The sequence below is a fragment of the Streptomyces sp. CA2R106 genome (assembly GCF_037034245.1).
In the GTDB taxonomy this organism is placed as follows: domain Bacteria; phylum Actinomycetota; class Actinomycetes; order Streptomycetales; family Streptomycetaceae; genus Actinacidiphila.
The window spans coordinates 165986-187646 of the sequence record NZ_JBAGKC010000004.1 but is presented as its reverse complement, the minus strand read 5'-3'; the positions used below and the strand labels follow the sequence as shown (position 1 = coordinate 187646).

General features: G+C 72.2%; 18 protein-coding genes. 14 read left to right on the top strand and 4 right to left on the bottom strand.

Translation table 11 applies throughout. The features are described 5' to 3' along the window. Window positions 1-207: 207 nt before the first annotated feature. The 11 genes from uvrA to WA788_RS08550 all read left to right on the top strand — a co-directional run bounded on the left by uvrA (window position 208) and on the right by WA788_RS08550 (window position 13364). Window positions 208-3186 carry an excinuclease ABC subunit UvrA gene (uvrA, locus tag WA788_RS08600; RefSeq protein WP_335973546.1) on the top strand — a complete coding sequence of 993 codons (2979 nt, stop codon included), beginning with the start codon at window positions 208-210 and terminating at the stop codon, window positions 3184-3186. 117 nt (window positions 3187-3303) lie between these two features. Further along, a complete protein-coding gene (locus tag WA788_RS08595) occupies window positions 3304-3735 on the top strand; it encodes a Rieske (2Fe-2S) protein (RefSeq protein ID WP_335973541.1) in 432 nt (143 codons plus the stop codon). 59 nt (window positions 3736-3794) lie between these two features. Further along, window positions 3795-5939 carry an excinuclease ABC subunit UvrC gene (gene uvrC, locus WA788_RS08590; protein WP_335973538.1) on the top strand — a complete coding sequence of 715 codons (2145 nt, stop codon included), beginning with the start codon at window positions 3795-3797 and terminating at the stop codon, window positions 5937-5939. Window positions 5940-6235: 296 nt separating this feature from the next. Beyond that, on the top strand, window positions 6236-7093 hold the full coding sequence (gene rapZ, locus WA788_RS08585) for an RNase adapter RapZ (protein WP_335974149.1): 858 nt from the start codon (window positions 6236-6238) through the stop codon (window positions 7091-7093). Window positions 7094-7095: 2 nt separating this feature from the next. Further along, a complete protein-coding gene (locus WA788_RS08580) occupies window positions 7096-8115 on the top strand; it encodes a gluconeogenesis factor YvcK family protein (RefSeq protein ID WP_335973536.1) in 1020 nt (339 codons plus the stop codon). Beyond that, window positions 8106-9083, top strand: coding sequence for a DNA-binding protein WhiA (whiA, locus tag WA788_RS08575; protein WP_103884000.1), 978 nt, complete (start codon window positions 8106-8108; stop codon window positions 9081-9083). Before WA788_RS08580 ends, whiA begins: the two co-directional genes overlap by 10 nt. Window positions 9084-9272: 189 nt before the next feature. Further along, window positions 9273-10280, top strand: a complete 1008-nt coding sequence (gene gap, locus WA788_RS08570; protein WP_335973531.1) for a type I glyceraldehyde-3-phosphate dehydrogenase — start codon at window positions 9273-9275, stop codon at window positions 10278-10280. A 149-nt stretch (window positions 10281-10429) separates the two neighbouring features. Next, window positions 10430-11644, top strand: coding sequence for a phosphoglycerate kinase (locus WA788_RS08565; protein ID WP_335973527.1), 1215 nt, complete (start codon window positions 10430-10432; stop codon window positions 11642-11644). A 6-nt stretch (window positions 11645-11650) separates the two neighbouring features. Further along, entirely contained in the window at window positions 11651-12436 is a 786-nt protein-coding gene (tpiA, locus tag WA788_RS08560; RefSeq protein WP_335973525.1) for a triose-phosphate isomerase, read from the top strand. Window positions 12437-12562: 126 nt separating this feature from the next. After that, window positions 12563-12799: a preprotein translocase subunit SecG gene (gene secG, locus WA788_RS08555; RefSeq protein ID WP_335973522.1), complete on the top strand. Its 237-nt coding sequence runs from the start codon at window positions 12563-12565 to the stop codon at window positions 12797-12799. A gap of 229 nt (window positions 12800-13028) precedes the next feature. Next, entirely contained in the window at window positions 13029-13364 is a 336-nt protein-coding gene (locus tag WA788_RS08550; protein ID WP_073497103.1) for an RNA polymerase-binding protein RbpA, read from the top strand. A 61-nt stretch (window positions 13365-13425) separates the two neighbouring features. Here WA788_RS08550 and WA788_RS08545 read toward each other — a convergent pair whose 3' ends face one another. After that, window positions 13426-14313 carry a MurR/RpiR family transcriptional regulator gene (locus tag WA788_RS08545; RefSeq protein WP_335973515.1) on the bottom strand — a complete coding sequence of 296 codons (888 nt, stop codon included), beginning with the start codon at window positions 14311-14313 and terminating at the stop codon, window positions 13426-13428. A 58-nt stretch (window positions 14314-14371) separates the two neighbouring features. On the opposite strand from WA788_RS08545, the gene WA788_RS08540 reads away from it, so the two are divergent. The 3 genes from WA788_RS08540 to pgi all read left to right on the top strand — a co-directional run bounded on the left by WA788_RS08540 (window position 14372) and on the right by pgi (window position 18202). Further along, window positions 14372-15514, top strand: a complete 1143-nt coding sequence (locus tag WA788_RS08540; RefSeq protein WP_335973513.1) for a BadF/BadG/BcrA/BcrD ATPase family protein — start codon at window positions 14372-14374, stop codon at window positions 15512-15514. 137 nt (window positions 15515-15651) lie between these two features. Then, on the top strand, window positions 15652-16416 hold the full coding sequence (locus tag WA788_RS08535) for an SIS domain-containing protein (protein WP_335973512.1): 765 nt from the start codon (window positions 15652-15654) through the stop codon (window positions 16414-16416). A gap of 127 nt (window positions 16417-16543) precedes the next feature. Further along, a complete protein-coding gene (gene pgi, locus WA788_RS08530; RefSeq protein WP_335973511.1) occupies window positions 16544-18202 on the top strand; it encodes a glucose-6-phosphate isomerase in 1659 nt (552 codons plus the stop codon). A 67-nt stretch (window positions 18203-18269) separates the two neighbouring features. Here the strand turns inward: pgi and pgl are convergent, their stop codons facing one another. The 3 genes from pgl to zwf are packed head-to-tail and all read right to left on the bottom strand — an operon-like array spanning window position 18270 to window position 21660. Next, a complete protein-coding gene (gene pgl, locus WA788_RS08525; protein WP_335973510.1) occupies window positions 18270-19052 on the bottom strand; it encodes a 6-phosphogluconolactonase in 783 nt (260 codons plus the stop codon). Beyond that, window positions 19049-20122 carry a glucose-6-phosphate dehydrogenase assembly protein OpcA gene (gene opcA, locus WA788_RS08520; RefSeq protein WP_335973508.1) on the bottom strand — a complete coding sequence of 358 codons (1074 nt, stop codon included), beginning with the start codon at window positions 20120-20122 and terminating at the stop codon, window positions 19049-19051. The genes pgl and opcA overlap by 4 nt, the downstream gene beginning before the upstream one ends. After that, a complete protein-coding gene (zwf, locus tag WA788_RS08515) occupies window positions 20119-21660 on the bottom strand; it encodes a glucose-6-phosphate dehydrogenase (protein WP_335973504.1) in 1542 nt (513 codons plus the stop codon). Before zwf ends, opcA begins: the two co-directional genes overlap by 4 nt. Window position 21661 lies beyond the last annotated feature (1 nt).

Below are 21661 nucleotides of genomic sequence, written 5' to 3'. Positions count from 1 at the left end.
CGCCACACGATCGGGTGAAACGGGTAGCGGAAGCCCGGAAATCGAATGCACGTGCTATAGGGTCGTAGATGTCGCCGCGGCCGGGACCGACGGCGGCGCCAGGGCCGGCAAGAGGTCCGACTGGAAGAAAAGCTGGCCGCTCCCCGTTTACGCTTTTCGGGGGGTAGCAGACTGTTCATCACCCCTCCTACGGAAAGGTGCACTGGCGTGGCCGACCGACTCACCGTCCGCGGCGCTCGCGAGCACAATCTCCGGAACGTCTCGCTGGACCTGCCCCGGGACTCGCTGATCGTCTTCACCGGCCTGTCCGGTTCCGGGAAGTCCTCGCTCGCTTTCGACACCATCTTCGCGGAGGGCCAGCGCCGGTACGTCGAGTCGCTCTCGTCCTACGCCAGGCAGTTCCTCGGGCAGATGGACAAGCCCGACGTGGACTTCATCGAGGGCCTGTCCCCGGCCGTCTCGATCGACCAGAAGTCCACCTCCCGCAACCCCCGCTCGACCGTCGGCACCATCACCGAGGTCTACGACTACCTCCGGCTGCTCTTCGCCCGGATCGGCAAGCCGCACTGCCCGCAGTGCGGCCGCCCGATCGCGCGGCAGTCCCCGCAGGCGATCGTGGACCGGGTGCTGGAGCTGGAGGAGGGCAGCCGCTTCCAGGTGCTCTCCCCGCTGGTGCGCGAGCGCAAGGGCGAGTTCGTCGAGCTCTTCTCCGACCTCCAGACCAAGGGCTACAGCCGGGCCCGGGTCGACGGCGCCACCATCCAGCTCACCGACCCGCCGAAGCTGAAGAAGCAGGAGAAGCACACCGTCGAGGTGGTCGTCGACCGCCTCACCGTCAAGGACAGCGCCAAGCGCCGCCTCACCGACTCCGTGGAGACCGCGCTGGGACTGTCCGGCGGCATGGTCGTCCTCGACTTCGTCGACCTGCCCGAGGACGACCCGCAGCGCGAGCGGATGTTCTCCGAGCACCTCTACTGCCCGTACGACGACCTGTCGTTCGAGGAGCTGGAGCCGCGCTCCTTCTCCTTCAACTCGCCCTTCGGCGCCTGCCCGGACTGCACCGGCATCGGCTCCCGGATGGAGATCGACCCCGAGTTGATCGTCCCCGACGACCAGAAGTCGCTCGACGAGGGCGCCCTGTCGCCCTGGTCCGGCGGCATGTCCAAGGGGTACTTCGACAAGCTGGTGCAGAGCCTCGCCGAGGAGCTCGGCTTCCGCACCGACATCCCGTACGCCGGGCTGCCCGCCCGCGCCAAGAAGGCGCTGCTCCACGGGCACAAGTCCGAGGTCCGGGTGGCGTACAAGACCCGCTTCGGCCGCGAGCGCTCCTACACCACGCACTTCGAGGGCGTGATCCCCTACGTCCGCCGCCGGCACAACGAGTCGGAGAGCGACTCCAGCCGCGAGCGCTTCGAGGGGTACATGCGGGCGGTGCCCTGCCCCACCTGCCAGGGCCGGCGGCTGAAGCCGATCGTGCTGGCCGTCACCGTGCAGGACAAGTCGATCGCCGACGTCGCCGCGATGTCGATCAGCGACTGCGCCGACTTCCTGGCCGGGATGAAGCTCGCCGCCCGGGACCGGAAGATCGCCGAGCGCGTCCTCAAGGAGGTCAACGAGCGGCTGCGCTTCCTGGTCGACGTCGGCCTGGACTACCTCTCGCTCAACCGCGCCGCGGGCACCCTGTCCGGCGGCGAGGCCCAGCGGATCAGGCTGGCCACCCAGATCGGCTCCGGCCTGGTCGGCGTGCTCTACGTCCTGGACGAGCCGTCCATCGGCCTGCACCAGCGCGACAACCACCGGCTGATCGAGACCCTGGTCCGGCTGCGCGACCTGGGCAACACCCTGATCGTCGTCGAGCACGACGAGGACACCATCAAGACCGCCGACTGGGTGGTGGACATCGGCCCCGGCGCCGGCGAGCACGGCGGCAAGGTCGTCCACTCCGGCTCCCTGAAGGAGCTGCTGGCCAACGACGAGTCGCTGACCGGCCAGTACCTCTCCGGCAAGCGCTCCATCCCGACCCCGGAGCTGCGCCGCCCGATCGACCGCTCCCGGCGGCTGACCGTGCACGGCGCCCGCGAGCACAACCTCCAGGACATCGACGTGTCCTTCCCGCTGGGCGTGCTCACCGCGGTCACCGGCGTCTCCGGCTCCGGCAAGTCCACCCTGGTCAACGACATCCTGTACACCCACCTCGCCCGCGAGCTGAACGGCGCGCGCAGCGTCCCCGGCCGCCACACCCGGGTGGACGGCGACGACCTGGTGGACAAGGTGGTGCACGTCGACCAGTCGCCGATCGGCCGCACCCCGCGGTCCAACCCGGCCACGTACACCGGCGTCTTCGACAACGTCCGCAAGCTCTTCGCCGAGACGATGGAGGCGAAGGTCCGCGGCTATCTGCCCGGCCGCTTCTCCTTCAACGTCAAGGGCGGCCGCTGCGAGAACTGCTCGGGCGACGGCACCATCAAGATCGAGATGAACTTCCTCCCGGACGTGTACGTACCGTGCGAGGTCTGCCACGGTGCGCGCTACAACCGGGAGACCCTCGAGGTGCACTACAAGGGCAAGTCCATCGCCGAGGTGCTGGACATGCCGATCGAGGAGGCGCTCGACTTCTTCGAGGCGGTGCCCGCCATCGCCCGCCACCTGCGCACACTCAACGAAGTCGGCCTCGGATACGTCCGGCTCGGCCAGCCCGCGCCGACACTCTCCGGCGGCGAGGCCCAACGGGTCAAGCTCGCCTCCGAGTTGCAGCGGCGTGCCACCGGCAGCACCGTCTACGTCCTCGACGAGCCGACCACCGGCCTGCACTTCGAGGACATCAGCAAGCTGATCAAGGTGCTCTCCGGGCTGGTCGACAAGGGCAACACCGTGATCGTCATCGAGCACAACCTCGATGTGATCAAGACCGCCGACTGGGTGGTGGACATGGGCCCCGAGGGCGGCAGCGGCGGCGGGCTGGTGGTCGCCGAGGGCACCCCGGAGCAGATCGCGGGCGTCCCGGCCAGCCACACCGGCAAGTTCCTGCGGGACATCCTCAGTCCGGAAGCGGTCAGCGACGCGGCCGTGCCGGCGCCGCGCAAGCGCGCCCCGGCGAAGAAGACCGCCGCGGCGAAGACAGCGGCGGCGAAGACCACCCCCGCCAAGAAGACCGCGGCGCCCCGCAAGCGGGCCGCCAAGGCGTAGGACCACCGGCGGATGGACCCGGTCGGGCGCGCACGGCATGCCGTGGCGTGGGCGCCCGGCGGCGGGCCGTAAGGTACCGACCGCAAGACCGGCCACATCCCGCACCTGGAGCACCCCATGTCCACCGAACTGCCCGCCACCCGCAGGACCGTTCTCCGCGGCGCGGCCCTGGCCGGCGCCGTCGGCGCCGCCGAGGTCGGCCTCAGCGCCTGCGGCGGCAAGAAGAGCGACTCCGCGGACGGGCCGACCAAGCAGGTGGACCTCGGCGCCGCCACCGCGGTGCCGGTCGGCGGCGCCAAGCTCTACCGCGAGGACAAGGTGCTGGTGTCGCAGCCGAGCAAGGGCACCTTCAAGGCGTTCAGCGCGGTCTGCACCCACCAGGGCTGCGTGCTCGACACGGTGGACGGCACCACCGCGTCCTGCCCCTGCCACGGCAGCGAGTTCAACGCCGAGACCGGCGCCGTGGTGCGCGGCCCGGCCGACAAGGCCCTGCCGGCCGTCGACGTCAAGGCGGCCGGCGGCCGCCTGACCGCAGGCCCCGGGGCCTGACCTCCCCACGCGTCCGGATCGTCCCGGGACCGTCAGGCCCCGACAGTAGGGTGGAAGGCATGGCAGACCCCAGCAGCTACCGACCGAAGCCGGGCGAGATCCCCGACTCCCCAGGGGTCTACAAGTTCCGGGACGAGCACCGCCGGGTGATCTACGTCGGCAAGGCGAAAAGCCTGCGCCAGCGCCTGTCGTCGTACTTCCAGGACATCACCCACCTGCACCACCGCACGGCCACCATGGTCACCACCGCTGCCTCCGTGGAGTGGACGGTGGTCTCCACCGAGGTCGAGGCGCTCCAGCTGGAGTACTCCTGGATCAAGGAGTTCGACCCGCGGTTCAACGTCAAGTACCGCGACGACAAGAGCTACCCCTCGCTCGCGGTGACGATGAACGAGGAGTTCCCGCGGGTCCAGGTGATGCGCGGGCCCAAGCGCAGGGGCGTGCGCTACTTCGGGCCGTACGCCCACGCCTGGGCGATCCGCGAGACCGTCGACCTGCTGCTGCGGGTCTTCCCGGTCCGCACCTGCTCCGCCGGGGTGTTCAAGCGCTCCGCGCAGATCGGCCGGCCCTGCCTGCTCGGCTACATCGGCAAGTGCTCCGCGCCCTGCGTCGGCCGGATCAGCCCGCAGGACCACCGCGAACTCGCCGAGGAGTTCAGCGACTTCATGGCCGGCCACACCGGCACCTACCTGCGCCGGCTGGAGCAGCGCATGAAGGACGCGGCCGCCGCCATGGAGTACGAGCAGGCGGCCCGGCTGCGCGACGACATCGAGGCGCTGCGCCGCGCCATGGAGAAGAACGCGGTGGTGCTCGCCGACGCCACCGACGCCGACCTGATCGCCGTCGCCGAGGACGAACTCGAAGCGGCCGTACAGATCTTCCACGTCCGCGGCGGCCGGGTGCGCGGGCAGCGCGGCTGGGTCACCGACAAGGTCGAGGCGGTCGACACCGCGGGCCTGGTCGAGCACGCGCTCCAGCAGCTGTACGGCGACGAGCTGGGCGACGCCGAGCAGTCCGGCGGCAGCGGCGGCGTACCCAAGGAGGTGCTGGTCCCCGCGCTGCCCGAGCCGACCGAGCCGGTGGCGCAGTGGCTGGCCGAGCGGCGCGGCTCGCACGTCAGCCTGCGGGTGCCGCAGCGCGGCGACAAGAAGGACCTGATGGCCACCGTGCAGCGCAACGCGCAGCAGGCGCTGGCCCTGCACAAGACCAAGCGCGCCTCGGACCTGACCACCCGCTCCCGCGCACTGGAGGAGATCGCCACCGCCCTCGACCTCGACACCGCTCCGCTGCGGATCGAGTGCTACGACATCAGCCACCTCCAGGGCGACGACGTGGTCGCGTCCATGGTGGTCTTCGAGGACGGCCTCGCCCGCAAGAGCGAGTACCGCCGCTTCCAGATCAAGACGTTCGCCGGGCAGGACGACGTCCGGTCCATGCACGAGGTGATCACCCGCCGGTTCCGCCGCTACCTCCAGGAGAAGCAGCGCACCAGCGAGTGGGAGGAGCATGAGGAGGACGGACCGGCCGCCGCGGCGGACGGGGGCGGGCCGCTGGGGGACGGGCCGGCGTTCGAGGGCGCCGAGGCCGCGGACGAGGGCGGCTCGGGGCCGGTCGACGGGCCGATCGACCCGGACACCGGCCGCCCCCGCAAGTTCGCCTATCCGCCGCAGCTGGTCGTGGTCGACGGCGGCCGGCCGCAGGTCGCCGCCGCGAGCCGGGCCCTGGCCGAGCTCGGCATAGACGACGTGGCGGTCTGCGGGCTGGCCAAGCGGCTGGAGGAGGTGTGGCTGCCGGGCGAGGACGACCCGGTGATCCTGCCGCGCACCAGCGAGGGCCTGTACCTGCTCCAGCGGGTGCGCGACGAGGCGCACCGCTTCGCCATCGCCTACCAGCGCAGCAAGCGCTCCAAGTCGATGAAGGCCGGCGCCCTGGACACCGTGCCCGGGCTCGGCGCCACCCGCAGGCAGGCCCTGCTCAAGCACTTCGGCTCGCTGAAGCGGCTGCGGGCGGCGACCGTGGCGGAGATCTGCGAGGTGCCGGGGATCGGCCGCGTCACGGCCGAGACGGTCGTCGCCACGCTGGCCGCCGCCGCGCCCGGCGGGCCCGCGGTGAACACGGCGACCGGCGAGATCATCGAGGACAGCGACGTACGGCCCGCCGGGCCCGTGGAAGAACCGTCCGACCATCGGGGGAAGAGCAGATGAGCGACCAGGAAGAACCGAGGACCGGGCTGCCGAACGCGGCCGCCGCCGACGAACGGGCCGGCGGACACGCCCATGACCAGGGCGCGCCTGGCGGCCGTACCCATGACCGCACCGACCGCACCGGCCGCACCGACCGCACCGGCGGCACCGGCGGCACCGATGACAACCGTACGATCGACGACGTCCGCACCACCGACGGGGACCGCACCATCGAAGCGCACCGCAGCGACCACGGCACCGACCAGCCCGGCAGCGCCCCCGGCGAGGCCGGGGCCGGCGGGGAGTCCGGCGCGGCCATCCCCGAACTCGTGATCATCTCCGGCATGTCCGGGGCCGGCCGCAGCACCGCGGCCAAGTGCCTGGAGGACCTCGGCTGGTTCGTCGTGGACAACCTGCCGCCCGCCCTCATCCCCACCATGGTCGACCTCGGCGCCCGCTCCCAGGGGAACGTGGCGCGGATCGCCGTGGTGGTCGACGTCCGCGGCCGCCAGTTCTTCGACAACCTGCGCGAGTCGCTCGCCGACCTCGCCACCAAGGGCGTCAAGCGCCGGGTGATCTTCCTGGAGGCGTCCGACGACGCGCTGGTGCGCCGCTTCGAGTCGGTGCGCCGCCCGCACCCCCTCCAGGGCGCCGGCCGGATCGTGGACGGCATCGCGGCCGAGCGCGACCTGCTGCGCGAACTGCGCGGCGACGCCGACCTGGTGATCGACACCTCCAGTCTCAACGTGCACGAACTGCGCGCCAAACTCGACGCGCAGTTCGCCGGTGAGGAGGAGCCGGAACTCCGGGCCACCGTCATGTCGTTCGGTTACAAGTACGGGCTGCCCGTCGACGCCGACCTGGTGGTGGACTGCCGCTTCCTGCCCAACCCGCACTGGGTGCCGGAGCTGCGGCCCTTCACCGGGCTCAACGACGAGGTCGCCACGTACGTGTTCAACCAGCCCGGCGCCAAGGAGTTCCTCGACCGGTACGCCGAGCTGCTGCACATCATCGCGGCGGGCTACCGGCGCGAGGGCAAGCGCTATGTGACCATCGCCGTCGGGTGTACCGGCGGCAAGCACCGCAGCGTGGCGATGTCGGAACGGCTCGCGGCGCGGCTGGCGGCGGACGGAGTGGAGACGGTGACCGTGCACAGGGACATGGGGCGCGAGTGATCATGACGGGTAGGCGGCGGCGCCGCGGCGGCAAGGACGCCGCGCCGGGCCGCCGGTCCGGGGTACCGCCGAAGGTGGTCGCCCTGGGCGGCGGCCACGGCCTGTCCGCCTCCCTGGCCGCGCTGCGCCGGATCACCGGCGACCTCACCGCGGTGGTCACGGTCGCCGACGACGGCGGTTCCAGCGGGCGGCTGCGCGCGGAGATGGGCGTGCTGCCCCCAGGCGACCTGCGCAAGGCGCTGGCCGCGCTGTGCGGCGACGACGAGTGGGGGCAGACCTGGTCGCGGGTGCTCCAGCACCGCTTCGTCAGCGGCGGGGACCTGCACGGGCACGCGGTGGGCAACCTGCTGATCGTCGCGCTGTGGGAGCAGTTGAAGGACGAGGTGGCCGCCCTGGAGTGGGTGGGCCGGCTGCTGGGCGCGCACGGCCGGGTGCTGCCGATGTCGGCGGTGCCGCTGGAGCTGGAGGCGATCGTCCGCGGCCACGACCCGGCGCGGCCCGACACCGTCTCGACCGTACGCGGGCAGGCCACGGTCGCGCTGACGCCCGGCGAGGTGCAGCAGGTGCAGCTGGTGCCGGCCGACCCGCCGGCGGTGCCGGAGGCGGTGCAGGCGGTGATGGACGCCGACTGGGTGGTGCTCGGCCCGGGTTCGTGGTTCTCCTCGGTCATTCCGCACCTGCTGGTACCGGAGTTGGCCGACGCGCTGGCGCAGACCAGGGCCAGGCGGGTGCTCACGCTCAACCTCGCGCCGCAGCCGGGAGAGACCGAAGGTTTTTCTCCGCAGCGTCACTTGGAGGTTTTGGGCCGACACGCCCCTAAACTCACCATCGACGTGGTTCTCGCCGACGAAGCCGCCGTACCCGATCGGGACAGCCTGGAACAGGCCGCCCAGAAGTTGGGCGCTACGGTCGAACTGGCCCGGGTCGCCGCCCCCGACGGGCCGCGGCACGACCCCGAGTCGTTGGCGGCCGCGTATGACCGGATTTTTCGTATGCGTGGAAGGATCGGCCCATGGCGATGACGGCAGCGGTGAAGGACGAGATCTCCCGGCTCCCCGTCACCCGGACCTGCTGCCGCAAGGCGGAGGTCTCGTCGATCCTGCGCTTCGCGGGCGGCCTGCACCTGGTGAGCGGCCGGATCGTGATCGAGGCGGAGCTCGACACCGGTATCGCGGCGCGCCGGCTGCGCAAGGACATCCTGGAGATCTTCGGGCACGCCTCGGACCTGGTGGTGATGGCGCCGGGCGGGCTGCGCCGCGGCAGCCGGTACGTCGTGCGGGTGGTGGCCGGCGGCGACCAGCTGGCCCGGCAGACGGGGCTGGTCGACGGGCGCGGCCGCCCGATCCGCGGGCTGCCCCCGCAGGTGGTCTCCGGGGCGACCTGCGACGCGGAGGCGGCCTGGCGCGGCGCGTTCCTGGCGCACGGCTCGCTCACCGAGCCCGGCCGCTCGTCCTCTCTGGAGGTGACCTGCCCCGGGCCGGAGGCGGCGCTCGCACTGGTCGGCGCGGCGCGCCGGCTGCAGATCCCGGCGAAGGCCCGCGAGGTGCGCAACGTGGACCGCGTCGTCGTCCGTGACGGTGACGCGATCGGCGCGCTGTTGACGCGGCTGGGTGCCCACGACTCGGTGCTGGCGTGGGAGGAGCGCCGGATGCGGCGCGAGGTGCGCGCGACCGCGAACCGGCTCGCGAACTTCGACGACGCGAATCTGCGCAGGTCCGCGCGGGCCGCGGTCGCCGCCGGCGCCCGGGTGCAGCGCGCGCTGGAGATCCTCGGGGACGACGTGCCCGAGCACCTCGCCGCCGCGGGCCGACTGCGGATGGACCACAAGCAGGCGTCGCTGGAGGAGCTGGGGTCGCTGGCCGAGCCGCCGCTGACGAAGGACGCGGTGGCCGGGCGCATCCGGCGGCTGCTGGCGATGGCCGACAAGCGCGCGTCCGACCTGGGCATGCCCGGCACCGAGGCGAACCTCACCGAGGAAATGGTCGGCTGAGTCCCGTCCCTCCTCCCGGGCGCGGATGCTCCGGCCGCCCGGCCCCGGCGTGTTGCCGCGGTGTGGCCGCGACGTGGCTTGCCGATGTCACCTCGTACACGTCGGGGAGGTAGGGTCGTGGGTGGTCGGGGACATCCCATATTTCGCAGCCGGAGAGGGACTCCGGCGACTGAGCGAGGAGATCGGTTCGTGACGATCCGGGTAGGCATCAACGGCTTTGGCCGCATCGGTCGTAACTTCTTCCGCGCCATCCTGGAACAGGGTGCGGACGTCGAGATCGTGGCTGTCAACGACCTGGGTGACACCGCCACCACGGCGCACCTGCTGAAGTACGACACGATCCTCGGGCGCCTGAAGGCCGAGGTCACGCACACCGCCGACACGATCACCGTGGACGGCCACACCATCAAGGTGCTCGCCGAGCGCGACCCCGCCGCCATCAAGTGGGGCGAGCTGGGCGTGGACATCGTGATCGAGTCCACCGGCATCTTCACCAAGGCCGCGGACGCGGGCAAGCACCTGGCCGGCGGCGCCAAGAAGGTCATCATCTCCGCGCCCGCCACCGACGAGGACATCACGATCGTGATGGGCGTCAACCAGGACGCGTACGACCCGGCCGCGCACCACATCATCTCCAACGCCTCCTGCACCACCAACTGCGTGGCGCCGATGGCGAAGGTGCTGCTGGAGAACTTCGGCATCGTCAAGGGCCTGATGACGACGGTGCACGCGTACACCAACGACCAGCGCATCCTGGACTTCCCGCACAAGGACCTGCGCCGCGCCCGCGCCGCCGCGGAGAACATCATCCCGACCACCACGGGTGCCGCCAAGGCCACCGCGCTGGTCATCCCGGAGCTGGCCGGCAAGCTGGACGGCATGGCCATGCGCGTGCCCGTCCCGACCGGCTCGGTCACCGACCTGGTGGTGGACCTGGAGCGCGAGGTCACCAAGGACGAGGTCAACGCCGCCTTCCAGAAGGCCGCCGAGGGCCAGCTCAAGGGCCTGCTGGAGTACACCGAGGACCCGATCGTCTCCTCGGACATCGTCAACACCCCGGCGTCGTGCACCTTCGACTCGAAGCTGACCATGGTGCAGGGCGGCAAGACCGTCAAGATCGTCGGCTGGTACGACAACGAGTGGGGCTACTCCAACCGCCTGGTGGACCTCGCGGTCTTCGTCGGCGGCCGGCTCTGAGGCACGCCGGAACCGCGGCCGCGTAGCCGTTTCCGTCAGCCACCGCACCGCGATGCGAGCGACAGGGTCCGGACGAGCGCGATGACGCGCCGTCCGGGCCCTGTTCGCGTGGCGTCAGGTGCCGGACCTACTCACAGGAGACCCGACAGATGAAGACGATCGACGACCTGATCGCCGAGGGGCAGGTCGAGGGCAAGCGGGTGTTCGTCCGCGCCGACCTCAACGTGCCGCTGGACGGCGCGACCATCACCGACGACGGCCGTATCCGGGCCGCCGTGCCGACCATCGCCAAGCTCGCCGAGTCCGGCGCCACGGTGATCGTCGCCTCGCACCTGGGCCGCCCCAAGGGCGCGCCCGACCCGAAGTTCTCGCTCGCCCCGGTCCGCGACCGGCTCGCCGAACTCCTGGGCGGCCAGGTGTTCTTCGGTACCGACACGGTCGGCGACCGGACCCGGCAGGCGCTGGCGGGCGCCGCCGCCGGCGACGTGGTGCTGCTGGAGAACCTGCGCTTCTTCCCCGGCGAGACCAGCAAGGACGACGCCGAGCGCGGCGCCTTCGCCGACCAGCTCGCCGCCCTCGCCGACACGTACGTGGGCGACGGCTTCGGCGCGGTGCACCGCAAGCACGCCTCGGTCTACGACCTGCCGGCCCGGCTGCCGCACGCGGCCGGCGGCCTGATCGCGACCGAGGTCGGGGTGCTGAAGAAGCTCACCGAGGACGTCTCCCGCCCGTACGCGGTGGTGCTCGGCGGCTCGAAGGTCTCCGACAAGCTCGGCGTCATCGACCACCTGCTGGAGAAGGCCGACCGCATCCTGGTCGGCGGCGGCATGGTCTTCACCTTCCTCAAGGCCCAGGGCCACGAGGTCGGCAAGAGCCTGCTGCAGGAGGACCAGCTGCCGGTCGTCACCGAGTACCTCCAGCGGGCGAAGGCCAAGGGCGTGGAGTTCGTGCTGCCGGTCGACGTGGTCGGCGCCACCAGCTTCCCGGACCTGGCGACGAAGGCCCCCGCGGACCCGGTCACCGCGCCGGTGGACGCCATCCCGGCCGACGTGATCGGCCTGGACATCGGCCCGGAGTCGCGCAAGCTGTTCGCCGCCAAGCTCGCCGACGCGTCGACGATCTTCTGGAACGGCCCGATGGGTGTCTTCGAGCACCCCGACTTCGCCGACGGCACCCGCGCGGTGGCGCAGGCGCTGGTCGACAGCCCCGCGTTCAGCGTGGTCGGCGGCGGCGACTCGGCCGCGGCCGTCCGCATCCTCGGCTTCGACGAGAACGCTTTCGGCCATATTTCCACCGGCGGCGGCGCCAGCCTGGAATACCTCGAAGGCAAGACCCTGCCCGGCCTTTCCGCTTTGGAGAACTGAAGACCGATGAGTGAGCAGAGCACCCGCACCCCGCTGATGGCGGGCAACTGGAAGATGAACCTCAACCACCTCGAGGCCATCGCGCACGTCCAGAAGCTCGCTTTCGGCCTCACCGACAAGGACCACGACGCGGTCGAGGTCGCCGTCCTGGTGCCCTTCACCGACCTGCGCTCCGTGCAGACCCTGGTGGACGGCGACCGGCTGCGGATCAAGTACGGCGCGCAGGACGTGTCCGCGCACGACCACGGCGCGTACACCGGTGAGATCTCCGGGCCGATGCTGTCCAAGCTGAAGTGCTCCTACGTCGCGATCGGCCACTCCGAGCGCCGCCAGTACCACGGCGAGGACGAGGAGGTCGTGAACGCCAAGGTGAAGGCCGCCTTCGCGCACGGCCTGACCCCGATCCTGTGCGTCGGCGAGGGCCTGGACGTCCGCAAGGCCGGCAACCAGGTCTCCCACACCCTTGCGCAGCTCGACGGCGCCCTGAAGGACGTCCCCGCCGACCAGGCGGCCCGGATCGTCGTCGCCTACGAGCCGGTGTGGGCGATCGGCACCGGCGAGGTGGCCACCCCCGAGGACGCCCAGGAGGTCTGCGGGGCGATCCGCGGCCGGCTCGCCGAGCTGTACGACCAGGAGCTGGCCGACGGCGTCCGCATCCAGTACGGCGGCTCGGTCAAGGCCGGCAACGTGGCCGCGATCATGGCCCAGCCGGACGTGGACGGCGCCCTGGTGGGCGGCGCCGCGCTGGACCCGGAGGAGTTCGTGCGGATCGTGCGCTTCCGCGACCAGTGACGGACCGGTGAAGTCAGGGGTCCGGTGAAGTACCCTGTCGGGGCCGGAGTGGTGTGATCGCACCGCGTCCGGCCCCGCGCCGTAATCGTGTGGTGCCGTCATGTAGCCGAGAGAGTTGGTCCAGCCGTGGTCATCGGGTTCTCCATCGCCCTCATCATCTTCAGCCTGCTGCTCCTGCTGCTCGTGCTCATGCACAAGGGGAAGGGCGGCGGCCTGTCGGACATGTTCGGCGGCGGCATGCAGTCGTCCGTCGGCGGTTCGTCGGTGGCCGAGCGCAACCTCGACCGGATCACCGTGGTGATCGGCCTGCTGTGGTTCGCGTGCATCGTCGCCCTGGGCATCGTGATGAAGACGAACAACTAGTCGCCGCCGCACGGCTCCTGCCCGTCCGACTCGCGCGGGTGGCGCATAAGGCCCGTCCGACTACCGCCGGTTCCAGGCGAATTGACGCCGCGTCGTGAAGACGACTTGTCCGCGACTTATCATGGACGCGCGTCTTGGGATACGGTGCCCTTTCCCGCCAGGTGCGGGGGCGAACCGGTCTCCGTCAAGTGGACGACCTCGCAGCACCATCACGCAGGGAGTTACGACCGTGGCAAGTGGCAACGCGATCCGTGGCAGTCGGGTCGGAGCGGGGCCGATGGGAGAGGCCGAGCGCGGCGAGTCCGCGCCGCGCCTGCGCATCTCCTTCTGGTGCTCCAACGGGCATGAGACCCAGCCGAGTTTCGCCAGCGACGCGCAGATCCCGGAGACCTGGGACTGCCCGCGCTGCGGCTTCCCGGCCGGGCAGGACGAGGAGAACCCGCCGGCACCGCCGCGCACCGAGCCGTACAAGACGCACCTCGCGTACGTACGCGAGCGCCGCTCGGCCGCCGACGGCGAGGCGATCCTCGCGGAGGCGCTGGCGAAGCTCCGGGGCGAGATCTAGCCCCCGGGCCGCTCCTGTCCGTCTCGGACCCGCACGTCCCGCCCCCGGCCGCCGGGCCGGCTCAGCTTCCTGAGCCCGCCCGGCGGCCGGGGGTTTTCCGTGCGCTGTGGGTCGCCCCGAGGTGCGCGGTCAGCGCGATGGACGCGGTCGCCCGCTCGTAGGTGAGCTGCGCGACGCGGGCGTACAGGCAGTCCACGATCAGCAGCACCGAGTGGCGGGTGCCGAAGTTGCCGCGCCGGAAGCTGGTCTCGCCGGAGAACGACGTCAGGCGGACGTCGGCGGCCTGCGCGATGGGCGAGCGCGGGTCGCCGGTGACGGCCACGGTCGCCGCGCCCCGCTCCGCGGCCGTCCGCAGCGGCTCCAGGACCTCCCGGGTGGCGCCGGAGTGGGAGACGGCCACCACGGCGTCGGAGGGCGTCAGCAGGGCCGCCGAGGTCGCCGCGGCGTGCACCTCGGTCCAGGCGTGGGCGGCGCAGCCGATGCCGAAGAGCCGGGCCTGCGTCTCGTGGGCCACGATGCCGGAGCCGCCGACCCCGTAGACGTCGATCCTGCGGGCCCGTGCCAGGGCCTGTGCGGCGCGTTCCAGCGCCTCCCGGTCCAGTTGCTCGGCGGTGTGCCGCAGGGCCCGCAGATCGGCCTCGGCGACCACGCCGATGACCTGCTCCAGGTCGTCGTCCGGCCCGATCCGCGGGCCGAGCGGGGCCGTGCGCGGCTCGGCAGCCGTACGCCCCTGCTCCTGCGCCAGCTCGATCAGCAGCTGCTGGTAGGACTCCAGGCCCAGCGCCCGGCAGAAGCGGGTCACCGTCGCCTGCGAGGTGCCGGTGCGGCGCCCCAGCTCCGCCGCGGAGCCGTGGGTGGCCGCGGCCGGGTCGGCGAGCACCAGCTCGCCGACCTTGCGCAGCGACCCCGACATCCGGGGGAGTTCGGTGCGGATCAGTGCGGTGATCATGACGACCCGTCCCGTCGGGGTTGTGCGCCGGTGAATCCTTCAACCACGATGCGTGGTGATGACGGAAATCTACAGCCACCCGGTGGGCGGCGGCAGCGGTGCCGGGGCGGCGGGCCGGCCGCCCCTGGTCGTGGGTATCGACGCGGGCGGCACCCGCAGCCGGGCGTGCCTGGCCGAGGGCGGGCCCGGCGGCCGGGTGCTGGGCCGGGGCACCGGCGGGCCCGGCAACGCGCTGAGCGTCGGCCGCGCCGACCTGACCCGCCACCTCGCCGCGGCCGTGGGCGAGGCGCTCGCGGAGGCCGCCTCCGCCCCGCGGTGGCGCGCGGACGGTGGCGAGCTGCGCGGCCGGGTCGGCGCGGCGTTCGGCGGGTTCGCGGGCGCGGCGCCGGGGGCGGGGCCGGAGCGCGGGGCGGAGCTGGCCGTGTCCTGCCTGCGCGACGCGCTGGCCGCGCACGGGATCACCGGGGTGCCGGTCGGCATCGGCGGCGACACCGAGGTGGCGCTGGCGGCGGCGCCGGGGGCGCCCGCCGACGGGTTGGTGCTCATCGCGGGCACCGGCGCGATCGCGGCGCGGCTGGCCGGGGGCCGCAGTGCGGCGGTCTCCGACGGCCACGGCTGGCTGCTCGGCGACGAGGGCAGCGGGTTCTGGCTGGGCAACCGCGCGGCCCGGGCGGCGCTGGAGGCGCTGGACGGCCGCGGCCCGTGGACGGCGCTGGTGCCGCGGGTGGTGGCGCACTTCCTGGGCGGGCCGGGCGGTGCGGGGGACACCGCAGGCGGTGAGGGGAGCCGGGGCGGCGGTGAGGGGAGTGCGGGCGGCGAGGAGTTGCGGCGGGCCCTGGCGGTGGGGCCGGCGAGCGACCCGGTGGCGCGCCATCTGCTGGGCGAACTCGTCGTCACGCGGGCCTACGCGCAGGCGCCGGCCCGGCTGGGCGCGCTGAGCCCGGCCGTGGTCGAGGAGGCGGCGGGCGGCGACGCGGTGGCGCGGGGCCTGCTCGACACCGCGGCCGGGCTGCTCGCGGCGACGGTGCGCTCGCTCGGTCCGCGGCCGGGCGAGCCGCTGGTGGTGACCGGCGGGCTGCTGGGGCCAGGCGGGCCGCTGCTGGCGCGGGTGGCCGAGCGGCTGGCCGACCGCGGCTTGCGGGTCTTCCCGGTGGCGGACGGCTCCGCCGGTGCGGCGGCGCTCGCCCGCGGCCTGCTGTGAGGGTGCCTTGACGGCCGGCGGTGGCTCAATGTTTCATCGAGCCAGCACGCGGTTGGTTCGATCAACCAGAAGTTCGGGGCCTGGACCGCGGGTCGCAGTCGTCCGAGCAGCAGCACTTCCGCAGGAGGGACCCGGGCATGGCCGAGGGACAGATCAGCGCCGCGACGTTCGCCGACGAGAGCCGCGCGGCGGTGGAGCGCGCGATCGCCGCGAACGGGGAGTCCGTACCGGCCGCCGCCCGGCTGCTCGCCGACAGCGTGGCCGCCGACGGGGTGATCCACGGCTTCGGCACCGGCCACTCCCAGGCCACCGTGCTGGAACTGGTCGGCCGGGCCGGCGGCCTGATCCCCACCAACCGGATCGGCCTCGCGGACCTGGTGCTGCGCGGCGGCGAGGACCGCGCGGTCCTCGCCGACCCGCTGCTGGAGCGCTCGCCCGGCCTCGCCCGCCGGCTGTACGACCTGGCCACCCCGCGCCCGCAGGACGTCTTCGTGATCGTCTCCAACTCCGGGGTCAACAACTCGATCGTGGACATGGCGCTGCACGTCAAGGAGGCCGGCCACCGGCTGGTCGCGCTCACCTCGCTCACCCACACCCGCGCGGTGCCCGCCCTGCACGCCAGCGGCAGGCGGCTGGCCGACATCGCCGACGCCGTGCTCGACAACTGCGCCCCGGCCGGCGACGCGCTGCTGCCGCTGCCGTCCGGCGGCGCCCTGTGCGGGGTGTCCACGATCACCTCCGCGCTGCTGGTGCAGATGGTCGTCGCCGAGGCCGTCGGCCTGCTGACCGCCGAGGGCCACGACGCGCCCGTCTACGTCTCCGCGAACCTCCCCGGCGGCCACGAGCGCAACGCCGTACTGGAGGAGCGCTACGCCGGCCGCATCCACCGCGGCGGCTTCTGACCTGCGGCACCCGGGTGGGACGCGGCCGCCCGACGGCAGTTGCGCGGCATACCCGGGTGCCGGATCTCGTTCGGCGGCGGCATCAATTAGTTTGGGTGTCGCAGCGAGGACGAGGAGAAGTGGACTGATGTCCGAAACGAACACGCAGGGCACGCCCCGGCTCGACCAGCGCCCCGAATGGCACGCGCTCGCCAAGCACAGCGAGGAGCTGTCCGGCACCCATCTGCGGGACCTGTTCGACCGCGACCCCGACCGGGGCAGCCGCTACACCCTCCAGGTCGGCGACCTCCACCTGGACTACTCCAAGCAGCTCGTCACCGACGAGACGCTCCGGCTGCTGCGGGAACTCGCCGCGGCCACCGGGGTGTTCGAGCTGCGGGACGCGATGTTCGCCGGTGAGCGGATCAACGTCACCGAGAACCGCGCGGTGCTCCACACGGCGCTGCGCGCCCCGCAGTCCGCGACGATCGCGGTCGACGGGCAGAACGTGGTGCCGGCCGTGCACGCCGTGCTCTACAAGATGACGGTCTTCTCCGACCGGGTCCGCTCCGGCGAGTGGACCGGCCACACCGGCAAGCGGATCAGGAACATCGTCAACATCGGCATCGGCGGCTCCGACCTCGGCCCCGCCATGGCCTACGAGGTGCTGCGCGCCTACGCCGACCGCGACCTGACGGTCCGTTTCGTCTCCAACGTGGACGGCGCCGACCTGCACGAGGCGGTACGCGACCTGGACGCGGCCGAGACGCTGTTCATCATCGCCTCCAAGACCTTCACCACCATCGAGACCATCACCAACGCCACCTCCGCCAAGCAGTGGCTGCTCGGACAGCTCGGCGCCGGCGAGGAGGCGGTGGCCAAGCACTTCGTGGCGCTGTCCACGAACGCGGAGAAGGTCGCCGAGTTCGGCATCGACACGCAGAACATGTTCGAGTTCTGGGACTGGGTCGGCGGCCGCTACTCCTACGACTCCGCGATCGGCCTGTCGCTGATGATCGCCATCGGCGCCGAGGCGTTCCGCAGCATGCTGGCCGGCTTCCACCTCGTCGACGAGCACTTCAGGACCGCGCCCCCCGAGCACAACGTGCCGCTGCTGCTCGGCCTGCTCGGCGTCTGGTACGGCGGGTTCCACGACGCCCAGTCGCACGCGGTGCTGCCCTACAGCCACTACCTGAGCCGCTTCACCGCCTACCTCCAGCAGCTCGACATGGAGTCCAACGGCAAGTCCGTGGACCGCGACGGCAAGCCGGTGGACTGGCAGACCGGCCCGGTGGTGTGGGGCACGCCCGGCACCAACGGCCAGCACGCCTACTACCAGTTGCTGCACCAGGGCACCAAGCTGGTGCCCGCCGACTTCATCGGCTTCGCCCGGCCGCTGCCCGAACTCGGCCCGCTCGCCGGGCAGCACGACCTGCTGATGGCGAACTTCTTCGCGCAGACGCAGGCGCTGGCGTTCGGCAAGACGCCCGAGGAGGTGCGCGCCGAAGGGGTGCCCGAGGAGCTGGTGCCGCACAAGACGTTCCGCGGCAACCACCCCACCAGCACCATCCTGGCCACCGAGCTGACCCCGTCGGTGCTCGGCCAGCTCATCGCGCTCTACGAGCACAAGGTGTTCGTGCAGGGCGCGGTGTGGAACATCGACTCCTTCGACCAGTGGGGCGTCGAGCTGGGCAAGGTGCTCGCCAAGCGGGTCGAGCCCGCACTCACCGACGGCGCCGACGTGCCGGGCCTGGACCCGTCCACGAAGGCACTCGTGGCGAAGTACCGCGAGCTGCGCGGCCGCTGAGCCCACACGCGAAGGGCCCGGAACCGACGAACGGTTCCGGGCCCTTCGCGTCCTGCTCCCCGCGTCCTTACGACGAGGCCGCCGGATACAGCTCCGCGGGGATCTTCGCGGCCGCCGCGCGGTCCAGCAGCCACAGCGTGCGGGACCGGCCGTAGGCACCCGAGGCGGGCGCCTGGATCTCGCCCGGCGCGGACAGCGCGAGCGCGACCGCACCCGCCTTGTCCTCACCGGCGGCCAGCAGCCACACCTCCCGCGCCGAGCGGATCGCCGGGAAGGTCAGCGAGATCCGGGTCGGCGGCGGCTTGGGCGAGCCGTGCACCCCGATGACGGTGCGCACGGTCTCCCGGGTGCCGGGGTGCTCCGGGAAGAGCGACGCCACATGGGTGTCCGGGCCGACGCCCAGCATGAGGACGTCGAACGACGGCACCCGGGTGTGGTCCTCCGGACCGGCCGCGGCCGCCAGCTCCGTCGCGTAGGCCGCCGCGGCGGCCTCCACGTCGGACTCGTAGCCGCCGTCGGACGGCGCCATCGGGTGCACCCGCGCCGGGTCGAGCGGCACCGCGTCCAGCAGCGCCTGACGGGCCTGCGTGTAGTTGCGCTCCGGGTCCCCCTCGGGGAGGAACCGCTCGTCGCCCCACCACAGGTCCAGCCGCGCCCAGTCCACGGCGTCCCGCGCCGGGGAGTCGGCGAGGGCGGCCAGCAGACCGTTTCCGTTGCGCCCACCGGTGAGCACCACCGAGGCGGAGCCGCGGGCGGCCTGGGCGTCCACGATCTTCGTGATCAACCTGGCCGCGGCGGCCCGCGCCATCAGCTCCTTGTCCCGGTGGACGACCACCTGCGGCGTGCTCACTTCTGCGCCGCCGCCTTGCCCGAGCCGGACCCGGCCGCCGCCTTCTTGGCCGGGGTGGCCTTGGCCGCGCCGACCGGCTTGTCCGCGGCGGGGCCGCCGGACCGGGAGGAGCCGTTCGCCGCGACCGCGCCGTCGGAACCGTCGGAGTTCAGCAGGTGCTGCACGCCGAACTTGACGGTGGCGCGGTATATGTCGTCCGGGTCCAGCCGGCGCAGCTCCTCGGCGATCAGCTCCGCGGTCTCCCGCCGCTTGAGCGCCACATGGCGGTCGGGCTGACCCGGCACCGCCAGCTCCGCCAGCCCGCCCTCGGGACGGTCCAGGCAGATGTCGCCGTCGGAGGTGACCAGCCGCACCGCGGTCAGCCCCGGACCGCCTGTGACCTTCCGCTCCACCGGCACCCCGAGCCGGTCCGCCAGCCACAGGGCCAGCAGCTCGGCACTGGGGTTGTACGCCTCGCCCTCCACCGCGGCACTGCTGATCTTCCCGTGCTTCTGGTCGAGCGCGGCGGCCAGCATGGAACGCCACGGGGTGATCCGGGTCCACGCCAGGTCGGTGTCACCGGGCACATACGTCTTCGCCCGCAGCGCCAGCGAACCGACCGGGTCCTCGGCCGCGGCCGAGTCGGTGATCCGGCGCGCCGCCAGCCGGCCCAGCGGGTCCTCCGCGGCGTTCTCCGGGGACTTGTCCGGCCACCAGCACACCGCCGGGGCGTCCGGCAGCAGCAGCGGCAGGACCACCGACTCGGCGTGGTTGGCCAGCTCGCCGTGCATGCGCAGCACCACGGTCTCGCCGGTGCCCGCCTCGTCGCCGACCACGACCTCCGCGTCCAGCCGGGCCAGCGCCCGGTCCCGCGGGGAGCGGCCCGGCCGCTTGATGACGACCAGTATCCGGGAGGGGTGCTCCTTGGACGCCTCGTGCGCGGCCTTCAGCGCGTCATAGGCGCTGCCCTCGTCGGTGACGATGACCAGGGTCAGCACCATGCCGACCGCGGGGGTGCCGATCGCCCGTCGGGCCTCGATCAACCCGGCGTTGATCTTCGAGGACGTGGTGTCCGTCAGATCGATTCTCATGGCCTGCGCCAGCTCCTGCCGTCTTGTGCGAGCATCTCGTCCGCCTCGGTCGGGCCCCAGGTGCCGGACGCGTACTGCGCCGGCTTGCCGTGCTTGTCCCAGTGCTGCTCGATCGGGTCGAGGATGGTCCAGGACAGCTCGACTTCCTGGTGCCGCGGGAAGAGGTTCGCGTCACCGAGCAGCACGTCCAGGATGAGCCGCTCGTACGCCTCCGGGCTGGACTCGGTGAACGACTCGCCGTAGGCGAAGTCCATCGTGACGTCCCGCACCTCGGTGGAGGTGCCCGGCACCTTCGAGCCGAACCGCACGGTCACACCCTCGTCCGGCTGCACCCGGATGACCAGCGCGTTCTCGCCCAGCTCCTCGGTGGCGCCGGACTCGAACGGCAGGTACGGGGCCCGCTTGAAGACCACCGCGATCTCGGTGACCCGGCGGCCGAGCCGCTTGCCGGTGCGCAGGTAGAACGGCACACCCGCCCAGCGGCGGTTGTTGATCTCCAGCTTCACCGCGGCATAGGTGTCGGTCTTGGACTTGGGGTCGATGCCGTCCTCCTCCAGGTACCCGAGCACCTCCTCGCCGCCCTGCCAGGCGTGCGCGTACTGGCCGCGCACGGTGTACTTGCCGAGGTCGTCCGGGAGCACGACCGCGCCGAGCACCTTCAGCTTCTCCGCGGTCAGCGCCTTCGGGTGGAAGGAGCCGGGCTCCTCCATCGCGGTCAGCGCCAGCAGCTGGAGCAGGTGGTTCTGGATGACGTCCCGCGCCGCGCCGATGCCGTCGTAGTACCCCGCGCGGCCGCCGATGCCGATGTCCTCGGCCATGGTGATCTGCACGTGGTCGACGTACGACCGGTTCCAGATCGGCTCGTACATCGTGTTGGCGAAGCGCAGCGCCAGGATGTTCTGGACGGTCTCCTTGCCCAGGTAGTGGTCGATCCGGAAGACCTCGTTGGGCGGGAAGACGTCGTGCACGATCTGGTTGAGCTGCTGGGCGCTGGCCAGGTCGTGGCCGAACGGCTTCTCGATGACGGCGCGCCGCCAGGAGTCGCCGCTGCCCTGCGACAGGCCGTGCTTCTTCAGCTGCTGCACCACGTTCGGGAAGAACTTCGGCGGCACGGACAGGTAGAAGGCGAAGTTGCCGCCGGTGCCGCGCGCCTTGTCCAGGTCCTCGATGGTGGACTTGAGCTGCTCGAACGCCTTGTCGTCGTCGAAGTCGCCCTGCACGAACCGGCAGCCCTCGGCGAGCTGCTGCCAGACCTCCTCCCGGAAGGGGGTGCGCGCGTGCTCCTTGACCGCGTCGTGCACCTCCTGGGCGAAGTCCTCGTTCTCCCACTGGCGGCGGGCGAAGCCGACCAGCGCGAAGCCCGGCGGCAGCAGGCCGCGGTTGGCCAGGTCGTACACCGCCGGCATCAGCTTCTTGCGGGACAGGTCGCCGGTGACCCCGAAGATCACCAGGCCGGACGGGCCCGCGATGCGCGGCAGCCGCCGGTCCAGCGGGTCGCGCAGCGGGTTGCCGGCCGTCTGCGTCTCGTCGGTTGCCACC

Excerpts from the sequence above, each read along its gene's own strand:
- WA788_RS08540 (WP_335973513.1), top strand. The coding sequence starts at position 14,372 with ATGACGGAAATCTACAGCCACCCGGTGGGCGGCGGCAGCGGTGCCGGG.
- WA788_RS08545 (WP_335973515.1), bottom strand. The coding sequence starts at position 14,313 with ATGATCACCGCACTGATCCGCACCGAACTCCCCCGGATGTCGGGGTCG.
- WA788_RS08580 (WP_335973536.1), top strand. The coding sequence starts at position 7,096 with ATGACGGGTAGGCGGCGGCGCCGCGGCGGCAAGGACGCCGCGCCGGGC.
- tpiA (WP_335973525.1), top strand. The coding sequence starts at position 11,651 with ATGAGTGAGCAGAGCACCCGCACCCCGCTGATGGCGGGCAACTGGAAG.
- whiA (WP_103884000.1), top strand. The coding sequence starts at position 8,106 with ATGGCGATGACGGCAGCGGTGAAGGACGAGATCTCCCGGCTCCCCGTC.
- pgi (WP_335973511.1), top strand. The coding sequence starts at position 16,544 with ATGTCCGAAACGAACACGCAGGGCACGCCCCGGCTCGACCAGCGCCCC.
- uvrC (WP_335973538.1), top strand. The coding sequence starts at position 3,795 with ATGGCAGACCCCAGCAGCTACCGACCGAAGCCGGGCGAGATCCCCGAC.
- WA788_RS08535 (WP_335973512.1), top strand. The coding sequence starts at position 15,652 with ATGGCCGAGGGACAGATCAGCGCCGCGACGTTCGCCGACGAGAGCCGC.
- opcA (WP_335973508.1), bottom strand. The coding sequence starts at position 20,122 with ATGAGAATCGATCTGACGGACACCACGTCCTCGAAGATCAACGCCGGG.
- WA788_RS08565 (WP_335973527.1), top strand. The coding sequence starts at position 10,430 with ATGAAGACGATCGACGACCTGATCGCCGAGGGGCAGGTCGAGGGCAAG.
- WA788_RS08595 (WP_335973541.1), top strand. The coding sequence starts at position 3,304 with ATGTCCACCGAACTGCCCGCCACCCGCAGGACCGTTCTCCGCGGCGCG.